Origin of the sequence: Pseudomonas sp. PA1(2017) (genome assembly GCF_001945375.1) — a bacterium.
Taxonomy (GTDB): Bacteria; Pseudomonadota; Gammaproteobacteria; order Pseudomonadales; family Pseudomonadaceae; genus Aquipseudomonas.
In genome coordinates this window covers 272,804-290,110 of record NZ_MSXU01000015.1, presented here as the reverse complement: position 1 = coordinate 290,110, position 17,307 = coordinate 272,804, and the positions used below count along the sequence as shown (strand labels likewise).

Below are 17,307 nucleotides of genomic sequence, written 5' to 3'. Positions count from 1 at the left end.
GCGCGTCTTGCCCCGATCAGGAGGACGCCCCGTGGCCCGATTCGCAGACCAGCAGCTCTACATTGGCGGCCAGTACGTCGACGCCAGCAGCGGTACTACCTTTCAAAGCATCAACCCAGCCAACGGCGAGGTGCTGGCCAACGTGCAGCGCGCCAGCCAGGACGACGTCGAACGCGCCGTGGCCAGCGCCGAACAGGGCCAGAAGGTGTGGGCGGCGATGACCGCCATGCAGCGCTCGCGCATCCTGCGCCGCGCTGTTGACATCCTGCGTGAGCGCAACGATGAGCTGGCCGAGCTGGAGACGCTCGATACCGGCAAGCCGCTGTCGGAAACCCGCTACGTCGATATCGTCACTGGCGCCGACGTGCTGGAGTACTACGCCGGCCTGATACCGGCCATCGAGGGTGAACAGATCCCGCTGCGCGACACCAGCTTCGTCTACACCCGCCGCGAACCGCTGGGCGTGGTCGCCGGCATCGGTGCCTGGAACTACCCGATCCAGATCGCCCTGTGGAAATCCGCGCCGGCCCTGGCCGCCGGCAACGCGATGATCTTCAAGCCCAGCGAAGTCACCTCGCTGACCGCCCTGAAGCTCGCCGAAATCTACACCGAGGCCGGCGTGCCGGACGGCGTGTTCAACGTGCTGACCGGCCTGGGCGCGGAGGTCGGCCAGTGGCTGACCGAGCATCCGCGCATCGAGAAGATTTCCTTCACCGGCGGCACCGTGACAGGCAAGAAGGTCATGGCCAGCGCTTCCAGCTCGTCGCTCAAGGAAGTGACCATGGAGCTGGGTGGCAAGTCGCCGCTGATCATCTGCGAAGACGCCGATCTAGACCGCGCCGCGGACATCGCCATGATGGCCAACTTCTACAGCACCGGTCAGGTGTGCACCAACGGTACCCGGGTGTTCGTACCCCGCGCCCTGCAGGCGCGCTTCGAGAGCAAGATCGTCGAGCGGGTCAAACGCATCCGCCTGGGCAGCCCGCAGGACGACAACACCAATTTCGGCCCGCTGGTCAGCTTCGCCCACATGGAACGCGTGCTCGGCTACATCGAGCAAGGCCGCCAGCAGGGCGCGCGCTTGCTGATCGGCGGCGAGCGCGTCACCGACGGTGACTACGCCAACGGCGCCTACGTGGCACCCACGGTATTCACCGACTGCCGTGACGACATGATCATCACCCGCGAGGAGATCTTTGGCCCGGTGATGAGCATCCTCGTCTACGACAGCGAAGACGAAGTGATCCGCCGCGCCAACGACACCACCTACGGCCTGGCCGCCGGCATCGTGACCCGCGACCTGAACCGCGCGCACCGGGTTATCCACAAGCTGGAAGCGGGCATCTGCTGGATCAACACCTGGGGCGAGTCGGCGGCCGAGATGCCGGTCGGCGGCTACAAGCAATCCGGCGTGGGGCGCGAGAACGGCCTGACCACGCTGGCCCACTACACGCGCATCAAGTCCGTGCAGGTCGAGCTGGGCGACTACGCCTCGGTGTTCTGACTCGCCACCACGGAGTGGGAGCAGCCGGGCAGCGCACCGCTTAGCTGCTCACACGAGAAAGTCGCAGTCCCGTAGCCCGGATGCCATCCGGCAACAGTCACCGTGTTCTCCCGGACCACAGCCGGGTAACAGGAGGAGCCATGACTCAGGAATTCGATTACATCATCATTGGCGCCGGCTCGGCCGGTAACGTGCTAGCGACCCGCCTGAGCGAAGATGCGGATGTCAGCGTACTGCTGCTCGAAGCTGGTGGCCCTGACTACCGCCTCGATTTCCGCACCCAGATGCCGGCCGCCCTGGCGTTTCCCCTGCAAGGCCGCCGCTACAACTGGGCCTACGAAACCGACCCGGAGCCGCACATGGGCAATCGCCGCATGGAATGCGGGCGCGGCAAGGGCCTGGGCGGCTCGTCGCTGATCAACGGCATGTGCTACATCCGCGGCAACGCCATGGACTTCGACAACTGGGCCAAGCAGCCCGGCCTGGAAGACTGGAGCTACCTGGATTGCCTGCCCTATTTCCGCAAGGCGGAAAGCCGCGACACCGGCGCCAACGACTACCACGGCGACAGCGGCCCGGTCAGCGTGACCACGCCCAAGGCCGGCAACAATCCGCTGTTCCACGCCATGGTCGAGGCCGGCGTGCAGGCCGGCTACCCGCGTACCGATGACCTCAATGGTTATCAACAGGAAGGCTTCGGGCCGATGGATCGCACCGTGACGCCCGAAGGCCGTCGCGCCAGCACCGCACGCGGCTATCTGGACCAGGCCCGCGAACGGCCGAACCTGACCATCGTCACCCACGCCACCACCGACCGCATCCTGTTCGATGGCAAGCGCGCCAATGGCGTCGCTTACCTGACCGGCAATGCGAACGAGGCGACCATCGCCCATGCCCGCCGCGAAGTACTGCTGTGCGCCGGTGCCATCGCTTCGCCGCAGATCCTGCAACGCTCCGGCGTTGGCCCCGGCGAATTGCTGCGCAGCCACGACATCGACGTGGTGCATGACCTGCCGGGCGTTGGCGAGAACCTGCAGGATCACCTGGAAATGTACCTGCAGTACGCCTGCACCCAGCCGGTGTCGCTGTACCCGGCGCTCAAGCTGCTCAACCAGCCGGGCATCGGCGCCAAGTGGCTGTTCGCGGGGGATGGCATCGGCGCCAGCAACCAGTTCGAAGCCGGCGGTTTCATTCGCTCGCGCGCGGAATTCGAATGGCCGAACCTGCAGTTCCACTTCCTGCCGGTGGCGATCAATTACAACGGCAGCAACGCGGTCAACGAGCATGGCTTCCAGGCTCACGTCGGTTCCATGCGCTCGCCGAGCCGTGGCCGCGTGCAGTTGAAATCCAGGGATCCGCGCCAGCACCCGAGCATCCTGTTCAACTACATGAGCAGCGAACAGGACTGGCAGGAATTTCGCGACGGCATCCGCCTGACCCGCGAGATCATGAACCAGCCGGCGCTCGACCCGTACCGCGGTCGCGAGATCAGCCCGGGCGCCCACGTGCAGACCGACGAGGAACTGGACGCCTTCATCCGCGAGCACGCGGAAACCGCCTTCCACCCGTCCTGCTCCTGCAAGATGGGCTCGGACGACATGGCGGTGGTCGACGGCCAGGGTCGCGTACACGGCCTCGAAGGGCTGCGCGTGGTTGATGCGTCGATCATGCCGGAGATCATCACCGGCAACCTCAACGCCACCACGATCATGATCGCCGAGAAAATCGCCGACCGTATCCGCGGTCGCCAAGCGCTGCCGCGCAGCACCGCGCCTTACTACGTGGCCAACGGCGCGCCGGTACGCGGCACCCCGCAACGGGTGGTCGAGGACATGCGCTCGGCCTCCTGAGCCAACTGACACCCCCGCGCCTGAATCAGGGCGCGGGGTGTCTATTTGTTGCGACATTTGTCGCCAAGTTGGGTCACACTGATCCAACCACCGCTGATCACCGATCGCCATGACCCTGCTCGACGCCCGCACTGCCCGCCTGCTGCCCTGGATCGTCGCCATCGCATTCTTCATGCAGACGCTGGACGGCACCATCCTCAACACCGCTCTGCCGAGCATGGCCGCGGACCTGTCCGAAGACCCGCTGCGCATGCAGTCGGTGGTCATCGCCTACATGCTCACCGTGGCGCTGCTGATTCCGGCCTCCGGCTGGCTGGCCGACCGCTTCGGCACGCGGCACATCTTCTTTGGCGCCATCGCCCTGTTCAGCCTCGGCTCCCTGCTCTGCGCGGTCTCCCAGTCGCTGACCATGCTGGTGATCGCACGCATCATCCAGGGCCTGGGCGGCGCGCTGATGATGCCGGTGGGGCGCTTGGTGGTGCTGCGCGCCTACCCGCGTACCGAGCTGGTGCGCATCATGAGCTTCATCACCCTGCCCGGCCTGCTCGGCCCGCTGATCGGCCCGACCCTGGGTGGCTGGCTGGTGGAATACGCCAGCTGGCACTGGATCTTCCTGCTCAACCTGCCGGTCGGCGCCCTGGGCTGCTGGGCCGCGTACCGTTTCATGCCGGAGCTGCGCGGCAGCGAGCGCACGCGTTTCGATCTGATCGGTTTCCTGCTGTTCGGCGCCAGCATGCTGCTGATCACCATGGCCCTCGAAGGCCTTGGCGAACTGCACCTGCCGCACATGCGCGTGGTGCTCCTGCTGCTTGCCGGCCTGGCGTGCCTGGCCGCCTACTGGCTGCGCGCCGGGCGCACGGCCAATGCGTTGTTTCCGCCGCGGCTGTTCAACACCCGCAGCTTCGCGGTGGGCATCTTCGGCAACATCTTCGCGCGCCTGGGTACCGGTGCATTGCCGTTCCTCACGCCACTGCTGCTGCAACTGGGCATGGGCTATTCGCCGGCCCAGGCGGGCATGAGCATGATTCCCCTGGCGCTCGCCGCCATGGCCATGAAACCGCTGGCCAAACCGCTGATCGACCGCCTCGGCTACCGCCGCATCCTGACCTTCAACACCGTGCTGCTGGGCCTACTCATCACCAGCATGGCGCTGGTCGACGGCCAGACCTCGCACCTGCAGCTGGCCATCCAGCTGAGCCTGATCGGCGCCTTCAACTCGCTGCAGTTCACCGCCATGAACACCGTGACCCTGATCGACCTGCCCGACAGCGAGGCGAGCAGCGGTAATGGCTTGCTGTCGGTGGTGGTGCAGCTGTCGATCAGCATGGGCATCGCCACCGGTGCCGCGCTGCTCAGCGGCTTCAGCCTGGACAACGCGGATGCGGCCGATGGCGTGCTCAGCGCGTTCCAGGCCACTTACCTGTGCATCGGCCTGCTGACGATCCTGGCAGCCGGCATCTTCCTGCAGTTGTCGGCGGAGGACGGGCGCAGTGCCAGGCGTGTGAAGGTCGACGTCGACGAATGACGAGCAGTCGGCAGGCCATGACGTGGCGCCTGTTACACTAGGGCTCTTTCCGAACGCTCTTCAGGCCCGTACCGTGACCGCCACCGCTTTCTCCTCGCTTGCCTTGTCGCCCGCCATGCTGGCTAACCTCGAGTCCCTCGGTTACGCGCAGATGACGCCCATCCAGGCGCAGAGCCTGCCGGTGATGCTCAAGGGCATGGACCTGATCGCCCAGGCCAAGACCGGTAGCGGCAAGACCGCGGCCTTTGGCATCGGCCTGCTGGCGCCGCTCAACCCGCGTTATTTCGGCTGCCAGGCGCTGGTGCTGTGCCCGACCCGCGAGCTGGCCGACCAGGTCGCCAAAGAACTGCGCCGCCTGGCCCGCAGCGAAGACAACATCAAGATTCTCACCCTGTGCGGCGGCGTGCCCATGGGCCCACAGATCGGCTCCCTGGAGCACGGCGCGCAGATCATCGTCGGCACCCCGGGGCGCGTACAGCAGCACCTGGCCAAGGGCACGCTGAAGCTGGACGGCCTCAATACCCTGGTGCTCGACGAAGCCGACCGCATGCTCGACATGGGCTTCTACGACAGCATCGCCGAAATCATCGGTCAGACCCCGGAGCGCCGTCAGACCCTTCTGTTCTCGGCCACCTACCCAGCCGGCATCAAGCAGCTGTCGGCGACCTTCATGCGCAACCCGCAACAGGTCAAGGTCGAGGCGCTGCACGACGACAGCCAGATCGAGCAGCGCTTCTACGAAATCGCCCCGGAAGAGCGCATGGACGCCGTGGTCAAGCTGCTCAACAGCTACCGTCCGACCTCCTGCGTGGCCTTCTGCTTCACCAAGCAGCAATGTCAGGAGGTGGTCGACCACCTCACCGCCAAGGGCATCTCCGCCGCCGCCCTGCACGGCGATTTGGAGCAACGCGAGCGTGACCAGGTGCTGGCGATGTTCGCCAACCGCAGCCTGTCGGTGCTGGTCGCCACCGACGTGGCCGCCCGGGGCCTGGATATCGACGGCCTGGATATGGTGATCAACGTCGAACTGGCGCGCGATTCGGAAATTCACATCCACCGCGTAGGCCGCACCGGCCGTGCCGGCGAGAAAGGTCTGGCCATGAGCCTGGTTGCCCCGGCCGAAGGTCATCGCGCCCAAGCCATCGAGAACCTGCAGAAATCGCCGCTGAACTGGCACCCGCTGAGCAGCCTGAAACATCAAGGCGGCGCGCCGCTGCAGCCGCTGATGATGACGCTGTGCATTGGCGCCGGGCGCAAAGATAAATTGCGCCCCGGCGATATTCTCGGCGCCCTCACTGGCGAGGGCGGCATTCCCGGCGCGCAGGTCGGCAAGATCGCCATTTTCGACTTCCAGGCCTACGTCGCCGTCGAACGCAGCCTGGCCGTGAAAGCGCTCAAGTGCCTGAGCGAAGGCAAGATAAAAGGTCGCTCGCTGCGCGTGCGCACGCTATAGGGTCTGTTGACGTTTCACGCACGGCCGCGCCGGAGCCCGTTTTTGCGCGAGGCAAGGCACGAGATGCGAAGTTTGGCAGGCCAAATGAGCCATCGAGTAACGCCGCATCGCGCAAAAACGGGCCCGGCCCTGCGGGTTGCGCGAGAAATCTCGCCATGCGTTGTTGGAGGACTTGGCAAGGGAACAGCCATTCCCTGCGTCCTCCGCCTAGCGGATCGCCGCCCGGCCTGGCGAGATTTCTCGCGGCAACGCGGCTCGCGTTGAAACGTCAATAGACCCTAGAATCAAGCCAATGGCAGAGCGGGCATAGGGGGTTCCGTGCGCAATATTCTGGTCATCGAAGACAGCCCGCTGGTGCTCAAGATCCTCGATCACCTGTTCCGCCAGGAGCCGGATCTGCAGCCGGTGTTCTGCGCCTCCCTCGGCGAAGCCGAAGTGATGCTGGAAACCTCGGCGGATCTGTTCTTCGCCGCCATCGTCGACCTGCACCTGCCCGACGCGCCGGACGGCGAAAGCGTCGACCTGGTGATGCGCTACGCCCTGCCCTGCATCGTGCTCAGTGGTTCGTACAACGAGAAGCGTCGCGACGACCTGCTGCTCAAGGGCGTCGTCGACTACGTGCTCAAGGAGAGCCAGCACTCCTACGAGTACGCCTTTCGCCTGCTGCACCGCCTGGAGAGCAACAGCCAGGTGAAGATCCTGGTTGCCGAGGATTCCGAGGCCACGCGCAATTTCATCCGCCACGTACTGGCGCCCCATCGCTACCAGATCATCGACGCTCACGACGGTGACGAAGCCCTGCGCATTCTCAAGGAGCAGCCGGACATCGACCTGCTGGTGGTCGACCACAGCATGCCGGGCATCAGTGGCTTCGATCTGGTCAAGTTGCTGCGCCAGAAGATGAAGCGCAACGACCTGGTGATTCTCGGCCTGTCCGCCGACACCAAGGGCTCACTCAGCGCGATGTTCATCAAGCATGGCGCCGATGACTTCCTGCGCAAGCCGTTCTGCCCCGAGGAACTCAATTGCCGGGTGATCTCCACTCTGGAGCGCCGCGACATGCTGCGCGCTCTGAAGAAAGCCGCGCAGTACGACGCCCTGACCGGCCTGAACAACCGCCGCGCCTTCTACGAGCAGGGCCTGCAGCAGTTCCAGCAGGCGCAGCGCGAAGGCTACCCGCTGAGCGTGGCGATGCTCGACATGGACCTGTTCAAGCAGATCAACGACGAACACGGCCACGCCGCCGGTGACGCCGCGCTGATCGCCTTCAGCCGCGCGTTCAGCGCCGCCTTCCCGGACACGCTGCTCGGGCGCCTGGGCGGCGAGGAATTCGCCATGGTCAGCGCGCAACCTGCCGAGCAGCTGGGCCAGGCTCTGGACCAGCTGCGCGCGCACTGCAGGCAGCTGAAATACGCTGTGGGCGCCCCGCCACTGTCATTCAGCGCCGGTATCCACCACGGCCCCCCGGAGGATCTGGAAAGCCTGCTGCACCTGGCCGACCAGCAGCTCTACCAGGCCAAGCATCAGGGTCGCGGACGCACCAACTGGTCGTGACCGCTCACTGCAGACCGTAGCGCGTCATGATCGCCGCATAGCTGCCATCGGCCTGCATGGCGGCGATGGCAGCATCGAAACGGCGGGCGATCTCCGCATGCTCGACATGGGTGAGGCGAATGAGAATATGCAGGCCATTCTCGCTCAGGGGCATCGGCAGGAACTCCAGATCGTCGGCGATCGCCTTCAGCGAGTCGTTGAACAGGAAGCGGGCGACGTACTCATCCTCCAGCGCCAGGCTGACTCGGCCGCGTTGCACCATGTGCGCGGCGCTCTCGAAACTGCTGACCTCGACAGTCTGCATCTGGTCGTCGGCGGTGAATGCCGGCGAATAGGCATAGCCACGCCGCACCGCGATCTGGTGGCCATGGAGATCGGCGAGCTGATCGAAAACGATGCCCGCGCCCTTACGCTGCACCACACGAATGCGGTTGACCAGATAGGGCGCGGAGAAATACCCGAACGCCTCCCGCTCCTTGCTGTACCAGGCGGTGATCAGCACATCGTAGTCACCGCGCTGCAGCCCCAGCACGGCGCGCTGCCAGGGCACTTCTCGATAGTCGTTGGCGTAACCGGCACGGCTCAGCGCGGTACTCACCAGTTCCACTGCCACGCCGTTGCCTGGTAGCCGCTGATCGGTGAACGGTGGCCAGCTGTCGGCGACCAGACGCAGGGGCTGCGCACTCGCAGCCCACGGCAACAGCACTAGCGACAGCAACCAGACGCGCCAGGTTTTCAATGGTGGCAAGCCCTGCAGATGGAGGAGAAAAGGATCACGCTGACGCATGATCAAAAGGCTGATAGACAAGATAGCGGCAAAAAGCCAGTGCAGCTCGCTATCGGCCCTTATTCGCTAGACCCGAACGCCGCGTCAGGGGTTCGAAAAAACGCATCGGCGCGCCAGCGTAACCGAGCAGATTCCGTACCACAGCGCCCTCAGCCCTTCAGGTAAACTGCGCCGTTTCGCGTCGGCCCAGCCATGCCGGCGCCCAGCGTACGAGGACCATGCCGTGCTTTCACCCCAGGTTGTCATCATTGGTGCCGGCGCCGCCGGGCTGATGTGCGCGATGACCGCCGCCGCCCGCGGTCGCCGCGTGCTGCTGCTCGACCACGCCAACAAGGCCGGCAAGAAGATCCTGATGTCCGGCGGCGGGCGCTGCAACTTCACCAATATGTACTGCGAGCCCGGCAACTTCCTCTCCCACAACCCGCACTTCTGCAAGTCGGCGCTGGCGCGTTTCACTCAGTGGGATTTCATCGCCCTGGTCGCCAAGCACGGCGTGCCCTACCACGAGAAGAAACTCGGCCAGCTGTTTTGCGATAACAAGTCCAGCGACATCCTCGCCATGCTGCTGGATGAGTGCCAGCAGGTCGGCGTCGATCTGCGCCTGAATACCTCGGTGAGCGCCATCGAACGCGCGGGCGACGGTTACCACCTGGCCACAAGCGTCGGCGCGGTCACCTGCGAGTCGCTGGTGATCGCTACTGGCGGGCTGTCGATCCCGACCCTGGGCGCCACCGGCTTCGGTTACCAGATCGCCCGCCAGTTCGGCCACGAGCTGCTACCGACCCGAGCCGGCCTGGTGCCCTTCACGCTTACCGACCCGCAATTGAAGACCCTGTGCACGGAGCTGTCGGGCACCTCGGTGGAAGATTGCCGGGTCAGCTGCAACGGCCAGAGCTTCGTGGAGAACATTCTGTTCACCCACCGCGGCCTTAGTGGCCCGGCGATTCTGCAGATTTCCTCCTATTGGCAGCCCGGCGACACGGTGAGCATCGACCTGTTGCCGCACATCGACCTGCCCGAATGGCTGCAGACCCAGCAGCGCGAGCGGCCCAACAGCGAACTGAAAACCCTGCTGGGCGAGCTGTTCACCAAGAAGATGGCTGGCCTGCTGGCCGACCAGTGGTTCGCCTCCAAGCCGATGAAGCAATACACCCCGGCCGAGTTGAAGGCGATTGCCGAGCGCCTGGCCGACTGGCAGCTGGTGCCGGCCGGTACCGAAGGCTATCGCACGGCGGAAGTCACCCTGGGTGGGGTCGATACCCGCGAGGTGTCGTCCAAGACCATGGAGTCCTTGAAGTCACCCGGGCTGTATTTCGTTGGCGAAGTGCTGGACGTGACCGGCCACCTGGGCGGCTTCAACTTCCAGTGGGCCTGGGCCTCCGGCTACGCCGCGGCGCAGTACGCGTAGGCGACAGCGACCCATGAAAAACGCGCCCTGGGACGCGTTCTTCATTACCAGAACGGGTTATGCGTCGACCCGATTGTCCTGCTCCGCACGCGCCTCACCGGCGTAGGAGACGGCGGCGGTGAACACCACGTCAGTGTGGGAGTTCAGCGCCGTTTCGAAGGAATCCTGCACCACGCCGATGACGAAACCGATGGCGACGACCTGCATGGCGATCTCGGTGTCGATACCGAACAGGCTGGTCGCCATCGGGATCAGCAGCAGCGAACCTCCGGCCACACCGGACACGCCCGCCGCCGCCAGGGACGACACCACGCACAGCAGCAGCGCGGTCGGCAGGTCGACGTTAATACCCAGGGTATGGGTGGTCGCCAGCGCCATCACGGAGATGGTGATCGCCGCGCCGGCCATGTTGATGGTCGCACCCAACGGGATGGTGATCGAGTAGGTGTCCTTGTCGAGCTTGAGCTTCTCGCACAGACGCAGGTTGACCGGGATGTTGGCCGCCGAGCTGCGGGTGAAGAACGCCGTCACGGCGCTTTCGCGCAGCACGGTGAACAGCAGCGGATACGGGTTGCGGCGCATCTTCAGGTAGGCCAGCAGCGGGTTGATGACCAGGGTCACGATCAGCATGCAGCCGATCATCACCATCAACAGCCGCGCATAGCCATACAGCGCCTCGAAACCGGACTCGGCCAGGGTGCTGGAAACCAGGCCGAAGATGCCGATCGGCGCCTGGTTGATGACGAAGCGCACCACCTGGGTGAAGGCGTTGGACACGTCGTGCAGCATGGTGCGCGTGCTCGGCGCGGCGTGGCGCAGGAACAGGCCGAGGGCGACCGCCCAGGCCAGGATGGCGATGTAGTTGGAGGTATTGAGCGCCTGCACCGGGCCAACGAAGATGCTGGTCAGCAGGTTGTGCAGCACATCGATGATGCTGCCCGGCGGGTTGCCTTCGGCCGAGCCGACGTCCAGCGACAACATGGTCGGGAACAGGAAGCTGGCGCACACCGCCAGGGCTGCGGCGCTGAAGGTGCTGATCAGGTACATCAGCAGCACCGGACGAATGTGGGTGGGCTGGCCACTCTGGTGGGCCGCCAGGGACGAGATCACCAGCACCAGAACCAGCACCGGCGCAACGGCCTTCAGGGCGAGGACGAACAGTTCGCCGAGCAGACCGACCTTGAGTGCGGCGTCCGGGGCGAAATAGGCGAGCAGAATGCCGAGCACCAGGCCGATGAAGATGCGTAGCACCAGGCTGGTATTCGAGTAGGCGGAAGCAATGCGTTTAAGAGTATTCATGTTGTAGACGCTGTCCAGAATTCTAGGCTTGATGGCATTGGGGGACAGGTCAGCAAGGGAATGAACCACGCCAACCGGGCAGGTCACCCCAAGACATCCCGCGATTATAAGGGACGCAAGGGGCGACAGCGCTACCCAGATGGTGCGCCAGGTCAGGCGGGGACGTGTTACCTGGTGTTAGTCAGCCGGGCGAGCCTCGGAGGCTCGCCGCAGATATCGGGCGGCGGCAATCAGCACTCGATGATATTGACGGCCAGGCCGCCGCGAGCGGTTTCCTTGTATTTGGTCAGCATGTCGGCGCCGGTTTCGCGCATGGTCTTGATCACCTTGTCCAGGCTCACGTAGTGCGCGCCGTCGCCGTACAGCGCCATGCGCGCCGCGTTGATGGCCTTCACCGAAGCGATGGCGTTGCGCTCGATGCAAGGGATCTGCACCAGGCCGCCGACGGGGTCACAGGTCAGGCCCAGGTGGTGCTCCATGCCGATCTCGGCGGCGTTCTCGACCTGCTCAGGAGTGCCGCCCAGCACGGCGCACAAGGCGCCGGCAGCCATCGAACAGGCCACGCCGACTTCGCCCTGGCAGCCGACTTCAGCGCCACTGATCGAAGCGTTTTCCTTGTACAGGATGCCGATCGCCCCGGCGGTGAGCAGGAAATCGATGATGCCGCGCTCGGTGGCACCGGAAATGGCGTTGGCATAGTAATGCAGCACGGCGGGAATGATGCCGGCGGCGCCGTTGGTGGGCGCAGTGACTACCCGGCCACCGGCGGCGTTCTCTTCGTTGACCGCCAGGGCCCACAAGTTGACCCAGTCGAGCATGCGCAGCGGATCTTCGGTGTAGCTGCGTTGGAAGCCACCCAGCTTGCGCGCCAGGATCGCTGCGCGCCGGCGCACCTTGAAGCCGCCAGGCAGGATGCCCTCGGTGCGGCAGCCGCGCTCGACGCAACCCTGCATCACTTTCCAGATGGCCAGCAGGCCGTTGTCGATTTCCTCGTCGGTGCGCCAGTGGCGCTCGTTGCGGCGCATGATCTCGGCGATGCCCACACCGTACTCGCGGCTTAAGCGCAGCAGATCCGCACCGGTGCGAAACGGCAGCGGCAGCGCGGTGGCGTCCGGGGCGATCACCTTGTGCTTGGAGCCGTCGGCGAGCACCGCCTCGCTGACCACGAAGCCGCCTCCCACCGAGTAGTAGGTGGCCTCGTGCAGCTGAATACCGGCGGCGTCGAACGCCGCGAACCGCAAGCCGTTGGCATGCAGTGGCAACGCCTTGCGGATCATCTTCAGGTCGGTTTTTTCATTGAACGGTACCGCGTGACCGCCTGGCAACACGATACGTTTGTCGGTGCGAATGGCGTCGATATAGCCGGCAACCTGCTCGACATCCACGGTATCCGGCTCGTAGCCGCTCAGCCCCAGCAGCACCGCCTTGTCGCTGCCGTGGCCCTTGCCGGTGGCGCCCAGCGAGCCGTACAGCTCGGCGACCACGCGCACCACACTCGGCATGTGCCCCTGGTTCTCCAGCGCATGGGTGAACAAGGCGGCCGCACGCATCGGGCCAACGGTGTGTGAACTCGATGGGCCGATGCCCACTTTGAACAGATCGAATACGCTGACGGCCATGGCTGATTTTTCTTCTGTTGGGTGAGGACGGGCGCACGGTCAGGCGCCGTCGGTGAGAAAAATCTAAAAGCCCACTTACGTTATGTATACTGATTTATTCTTACCGTATTGATTAGAGAATCTTACCTATCGGGCATCCGTCATGGATCTGATCCGTCTGCGCACCCTTCGCGAGCTGGCCCGTTGCGGCACCATGGCGGCCACTGCCGAGTTCCTGCACCTGACGCCGTCTGCCGTGTCCCAACAGGTCGCGCAGTTGGAACGCGAGGCCGACGTGGCATTGATCGAGCGGCGCGGCCGTGGCGTGGTACTGACGCCGGCCGGCACGCGGCTGGTGGCCCATGTGGAGCGGATCCTGGTGATTCTCGACGAGGCGCGCTCGGAGCTCGCGCAGATGCGCAGCGAGATCGCCGGCGAACTGCGCGTCGCCGCATTTCCCTCGATCGCCGTGGCACTGGTCGCGCCCATCGTGCACAACCTGCGCCAGGCCTATCCGCGCCTAGAGGTGGTGGTCGCCGACCTGGAGCCCCAGGAAAGCCTCAGCGCATTGAACGCCTGGCAGATCGACGTGGCGGTGGTCGATGACCTGGCTGGTGCCAGCAAGGCGCGCCAGGAACATTACGAGCTAATTCCACTGACCGAGGATCGCCTGCACGTGCTGTTACCCGTCAGTCATCCATTGGCATCACGTGCCACACTGACCATCGCCGACCTGCAGGACGAAGCCTGGGCGCTGGACTCCACCAACAGCTCGTTCGGCGAATTCATCACCAACCTGTGCCGCCGCTCGGGCTTCACGCCACGCATCAATGCGCACTGCGCAGGCTTCGAAATGGTCGCAGCGATGGTCGCCTCCGGCAATTCGATTTCGGTGGTTTCCGGCCTGCGCCTGCTACGGCCGGTGGAAGGCGTGACCGCCGTGCGCCTGGCACCGGCAATTCAACGCAAGATATTTCTGGCCTACCGCAAGGGCGAACGCAAGCACCCGGCCGTCACCGTCTTTCTCGACGAGGCGGTGCGCACGGCGGGCGTGCTGGAGGGCTATCAGCGAGAAGACGCCGAAAGCGGGTCAGGCCAGGCCTGACCCGCCGGCATCAGAAGCGGAACACTTCGGCGTCGATGCGAATCGGCTCGGCCACCGGCATCTTCGGTGGCTCCTGCCGGGCAGCCGGCACCGGCGCCTTGCGGCGTGGCTCTTCGGCAGCGAGCGGGGTGTTGCCGTGATTCTTCACCGCGGTGGCCAGCTGCGCGACCAACTGCTGCACCACTTCGCTCTGGGCGCGGACCTGATCGGCGACCGAGCCCTTGTGCTTTTCTTCCAAGCGCACCAGGCGGGTGTCGAGCAACTGCCCGTCACGGCCGACCAGCCGCCACTGACCTTCAAGCACCGCAGGCTGGTGCGGGCCGGAATCCAGGCGGGTGACGGACAGTAGCACCTGCACCTGGGCCTTGTAATTCGGGTTGTCCGACGCCAGCACCAGGCGCTGGCTGTTGATGCGGTTCGACAATTGGCGCAGCACCTGGCGATCCAGGTCGGTGGCCAGGCTACCGGCCCAGCGCGAGGTCAGGGCGGGGCTCAGGCTGCCGTCGTCCTGGCGCTGCAGCAGGGTTTCGCGCTGCAGGTAATCGGCGACGGTGATCGGGCCCAGCAACACGCTCATGCCGTCCTTGTCGGCAGTCTTGGTCGGTGCCGGGCCGCCATCGAGCTGGTAGAGGGAGACGGGCATCAGGTGCGAGCAACCGGTCAGCATCAGCAGACCGGTGAGAAGCAGGGTGAGAGGAAGCCGCTTAGCAATCATCAATATCTTCCGGCTGGCGACAGGGCCAGCGATCGTGGCTACAGGTGAAAAAGCCAATAACAAAAAATAGATAAATCATCGCGTCGGCCAGTGCCGATGCGATGCCAATAATCCCTGTCCACATGCAATGCGCCTGCCACCCGACGACTGAATACTAGGGTGGCAGATGGCCCACCGTCCGGCGGGCATGCGAGGGGCGGTATCATCCGATAAACCGCCCGTTAACTCCAGCCCCAGGCCATTGGCCAGCAGCCCTACTCGACCAGCAGGGCGTCCACGCGCTGGAAGCCACGCGGCAATTTGTTGCCGCGGCGGCCGCGCTCGCCCTTGTAGTGTTCGAGGTCATCGGCCTTCAGGGACAGAGTACGCTTGCCAGCCTGCAACACAAGGGTCGCGCCCGCCGGCAGCACGGCCAGGTCGGTGAGGTACTCCTCGCGGCTGGCCACTCGATCGCCGGGAATGCCGATGATCTTGTTGCCTTTGCCCTTGCCCAGTTGCGGCAGGTCGGCGACCTTGAACAGCAGCAGGCGGCCCTCGGTGGTCACCGCGGCCAGCCAGTCTTCCTCGCGGTTGGCGAGCGGCCGCGGGGCCACTACGCGCGCACCATTGGGCAGGCTGAGCAGCGCCTTGCCGGCTTTGTTCTTGGCCTGCAGGTCTTCACCCTTGACCACGAAACCGTAGCCGGCATCGGAGGCGATCACGTACAGCGCCTCATCATCGGGCAGCAGCACGCACTCGAAGGAGGCACCCGGCGGTGGCGTCAGACGGCCGGTCAGCGGCTCGCCCTGACCACGGGCCGACGGCAGCGAATGGGCGGCAAGCGAATAACTGCGTCCAGTGGAATCGATGAACACCGCGTACTGATTCGAGCGCCCGGGCGCGGCGGCCTTGAAGCCATCGCCGGCCTTGTAGGACAGGCCGGTGGCGTCGATATCGTGGCCCTTGGCGCAGCGTACCCAGCCCTTTTCGGAAATCACCACGGTCACCGGCTCGGTGGGCATCAGCTCGGTTTCCGACAGGGCTCGGGCTTCGGCACGGGCAACGATCGGAGAGCGGCGGTCATCACCATACTTTTCGGCGTCTTCGAGGATTTCCTTGCGCACCAGCTTCTTCAGCTTGGCCTCGCTGCCCAGCAGCGCCAGCAACTTATCGCGCTCCTTGATCAGCTCGTCCTGCTCGCTGCGGATCTTCATCTCTTCCAGGCGCGCCAGCTGACGCAGGCGGGTGTCGAGGATGTAGTCGGCCTGGATCTCGCTCAGTTCGAAGCGCTCGATCAGGCGCGCCTTGGGATGCTCCTCGGTGCGGATGATGTGGATCACTTCGTCCAGGTTGAGGAAGGCGACCAGCAAGCCTTCCAACAGGTGCAGGCGCTTCTCGACCTTGTCCAGACGGAACTGCAGGCGCCGACGCACGGTGCCGACCCGGTACTCCAGCCACTCGCGCAGCATCTGGCGCAGATTCTTGACCTGGGGCTTGCCATCCAGGCCGATCACGTTGGTGTTGACCCGGTAGCTGGACTCCAAATCGGTGGTAGCGAACAGGTGGGTCATCAGCTCGTCGGCATCGACGCGGTTGGAGCGCGGGATGATGACGATGCGGCACGGGTTCTCGTGGTCCGACTCGTCACGCAGGTCGGCGACCATCGGCAGCTTCTTGGCCTGCATCTGGCTGGCGATCTGCTCGAGCACCTTGGAGCCGGATACCTGATGCGGCAGCGCGGTGACCACGATGTCGCCATCCTCGACGCTGTACACGGCGCGCATGCGCACCGAGCCGCGGCCGGTTTCGTAGATCTTCAGCAGGTCGGCGCGGGGCGTGATGACTTCCGCCTCGGTCGGGTAATCCGGGCCCTGTACGTGCTCGCACAACTGCTCGACCGTGGCGTTCGGCTCATCGAGCAGACGCACGCAGGCGGCAGCGACTTCGCGCAGGTTGTGCGGCGGCACGTCGGTGGCCATGCCCACGGCGATACCGGTGGTGCCATTGAGCAGCAGGTTGGGCAGGCGCGCCGGCAGGGTCGCCGGCTCATTCAAGGTGCCGTCGAAGTTCGGCACCCAGTCCACGGTGCCCTGGCCCAGTTCATTGAGCAGCACTTCGGAATAGCGCGACAGGCGCGCCTCGGTGTACCGCATGGCGGCGAACGACTTGGGATCGTCCGGTGCACCCCAGTTGCCCTGCCCATCGACCAGGGTGTAGCGGTAGCTGAACGGCTGGGCCATCAGCACCATGGCCTCGTAGCAGGCGCTGTCGCCGTGGGGGTGGAACTTGCCGAGCACGTCACCGACGGTACGCGCCGACTTCTTGTGCTTGGCGTCAGCGTCCAGGCCCAGCTCACTCATCGCATAGACGATGCGCCGCTGCACGGGCTTGAGGCCATCGCCGATATGCGGCAGCGCGCGATCCATGATCACGTACATGGAGTAGTTGAGATAAGCCTGCTCGGTAAAGTCGGCAAGGGAGCGGCGTTCGACGCCGTCCAGGCTCAGATCGAGGGTTTCGCTCATGCGTG

At 64.9% G+C, this 17,307-nt stretch carries 12 protein-coding genes; 7 read left to right on the top strand and 5 right to left on the bottom strand.

Annotated features, from left to right (window positions below; genetic code table 11):
* The first annotated feature begins 31 nt into the window (after positions 1-31).
* The 5 genes from betB to BVH01_RS21915 all read left to right on the top strand — a co-directional run bounded on the left by betB (position 32) and on the right by BVH01_RS21915 (position 7,886).
* Complete coding sequence (betB, locus tag BVH01_RS21940; RefSeq protein WP_075932355.1) at positions 32-1,504, top strand: betaine-aldehyde dehydrogenase; 1,473 nt, start codon at positions 32-34, stop codon at positions 1,502-1,504.
* Between the two features lie 140 nt (positions 1,505-1,644).
* Positions 1,645-3,354 carry a choline dehydrogenase gene (gene betA / locus BVH01_RS21935; protein WP_075932354.1) on the top strand — a complete coding sequence of 570 codons (1,710 nt, stop codon included), beginning with the start codon at positions 1,645-1,647 and terminating at the stop codon, positions 3,352-3,354.
* A 109-nt stretch (positions 3,355-3,463) separates the two neighbouring features.
* Positions 3,464-4,879 carry a multidrug transporter subunit MdtD gene (gene mdtD / locus BVH01_RS21930; RefSeq protein WP_075932353.1) on the top strand — a complete coding sequence of 472 codons (1,416 nt, stop codon included), beginning with the start codon at positions 3,464-3,466 and terminating at the stop codon, positions 4,877-4,879.
* A 73-nt stretch (positions 4,880-4,952) separates the two neighbouring features.
* Entirely contained in the window at positions 4,953-6,332 is a 1,380-nt protein-coding gene (gene dbpA, locus BVH01_RS21925; protein ID WP_075932352.1) for an ATP-dependent RNA helicase DbpA, read from the top strand.
* Positions 6,333-6,650: 318 nt separating this feature from the next.
* The gene (locus BVH01_RS21915) at positions 6,651-7,886 is read left to right on the top strand and encodes a diguanylate cyclase domain-containing protein (RefSeq protein WP_075932351.1); all 1,236 of its coding nucleotides are present in this window, start codon (positions 6,651-6,653) and stop codon (positions 7,884-7,886) included.
* Between the two features lie 4 nt (positions 7,887-7,890).
* Here BVH01_RS21915 and BVH01_RS21910 read toward each other — a convergent pair whose 3' ends face one another.
* Complete coding sequence (locus BVH01_RS21910) at positions 7,891-8,625, bottom strand: ABC transporter substrate-binding protein (protein ID WP_139315582.1); 735 nt, start codon at positions 8,623-8,625, stop codon at positions 7,891-7,893.
* A 271-nt stretch (positions 8,626-8,896) separates the two neighbouring features.
* Between BVH01_RS21910 and BVH01_RS21905 the strand changes: the two genes are divergently transcribed.
* The gene (locus tag BVH01_RS21905) at positions 8,897-10,081 is read left to right on the top strand and encodes an NAD(P)/FAD-dependent oxidoreductase (RefSeq protein ID WP_075932350.1); all 1,185 of its coding nucleotides are present in this window, start codon (positions 8,897-8,899) and stop codon (positions 10,079-10,081) included.
* Positions 10,082-10,138: 57 nt separating this feature from the next.
* Here BVH01_RS21905 and sstT read toward each other — a convergent pair whose 3' ends face one another.
* Both sstT and BVH01_RS21895 read right to left on the bottom strand, forming a co-directional pair.
* Positions 10,139-11,380 carry a serine/threonine transporter SstT gene (gene sstT / locus BVH01_RS21900; protein ID WP_075932349.1) on the bottom strand — a complete coding sequence of 414 codons (1,242 nt, stop codon included), beginning with the start codon at positions 11,378-11,380 and terminating at the stop codon, positions 10,139-10,141.
* Positions 11,381-11,610: 230 nt separating this feature from the next.
* A complete protein-coding gene (locus BVH01_RS21895; protein ID WP_075932348.1) occupies positions 11,611-12,999 on the bottom strand; it encodes an L-serine ammonia-lyase in 1,389 nt (462 codons plus the stop codon).
* Between the two features lie 142 nt (positions 13,000-13,141).
* Here BVH01_RS21895 and BVH01_RS21890 point away from each other — a divergent pair, with 142 nt between their 5' ends.
* A complete protein-coding gene (locus BVH01_RS21890; RefSeq protein ID WP_075932347.1) occupies positions 13,142-14,083 on the top strand; it encodes a LysR family transcriptional regulator in 942 nt (313 codons plus the stop codon).
* Positions 14,084-14,093: 10 nt separating this feature from the next.
* On the opposite strand, the gene BVH01_RS21885 is transcribed toward BVH01_RS21890, so the two are convergent.
* A complete protein-coding gene (locus tag BVH01_RS21885) occupies positions 14,094-14,798 on the bottom strand; it encodes a membrane integrity-associated transporter subunit PqiC (RefSeq protein ID WP_083651887.1) in 705 nt (234 codons plus the stop codon).
* Between the two features lie 254 nt (positions 14,799-15,052).
* Positions 15,053-17,302 carry a DNA topoisomerase IV subunit A gene (gene parC, locus BVH01_RS21880; protein ID WP_075932345.1) on the bottom strand — a complete coding sequence of 750 codons (2,250 nt, stop codon included), beginning with the start codon at positions 17,300-17,302 and terminating at the stop codon, positions 15,053-15,055.
* Positions 17,303-17,307: the final 5 nt, after the last annotated feature.

Excerpts from the sequence above, each read along its gene's own strand:
- betA (WP_075932354.1), top strand. The coding sequence starts at position 1,645 with ATGACTCAGGAATTCGATTACATCATCATTGGCGCCGGCTCGGCCGGT.
- mdtD (WP_075932353.1), top strand. The coding sequence starts at position 3,464 with ATGACCCTGCTCGACGCCCGCACTGCCCGCCTGCTGCCCTGGATCGTC.
- sstT (WP_075932349.1), bottom strand. The coding sequence starts at position 11,380 with ATGAATACTCTTAAACGCATTGCTTCCGCCTACTCGAATACCAGCCTG.
- BVH01_RS21895 (WP_075932348.1), bottom strand. The coding sequence starts at position 12,999 with ATGGCCGTCAGCGTATTCGATCTGTTCAAAGTGGGCATCGGCCCATCG.
- BVH01_RS21890 (WP_075932347.1), top strand. The coding sequence starts at position 13,142 with ATGGATCTGATCCGTCTGCGCACCCTTCGCGAGCTGGCCCGTTGCGGC.
- BVH01_RS21885 (WP_083651887.1), bottom strand. The coding sequence starts at position 14,798 with ATGATTGCTAAGCGGCTTCCTCTCACCCTGCTTCTCACCGGTCTGCTG.
- parC (WP_075932345.1), bottom strand. The coding sequence starts at position 17,302 with ATGAGCGAAACCCTCGATCTGAGCCTGGACGGCGTCGAACGCCGCTCC.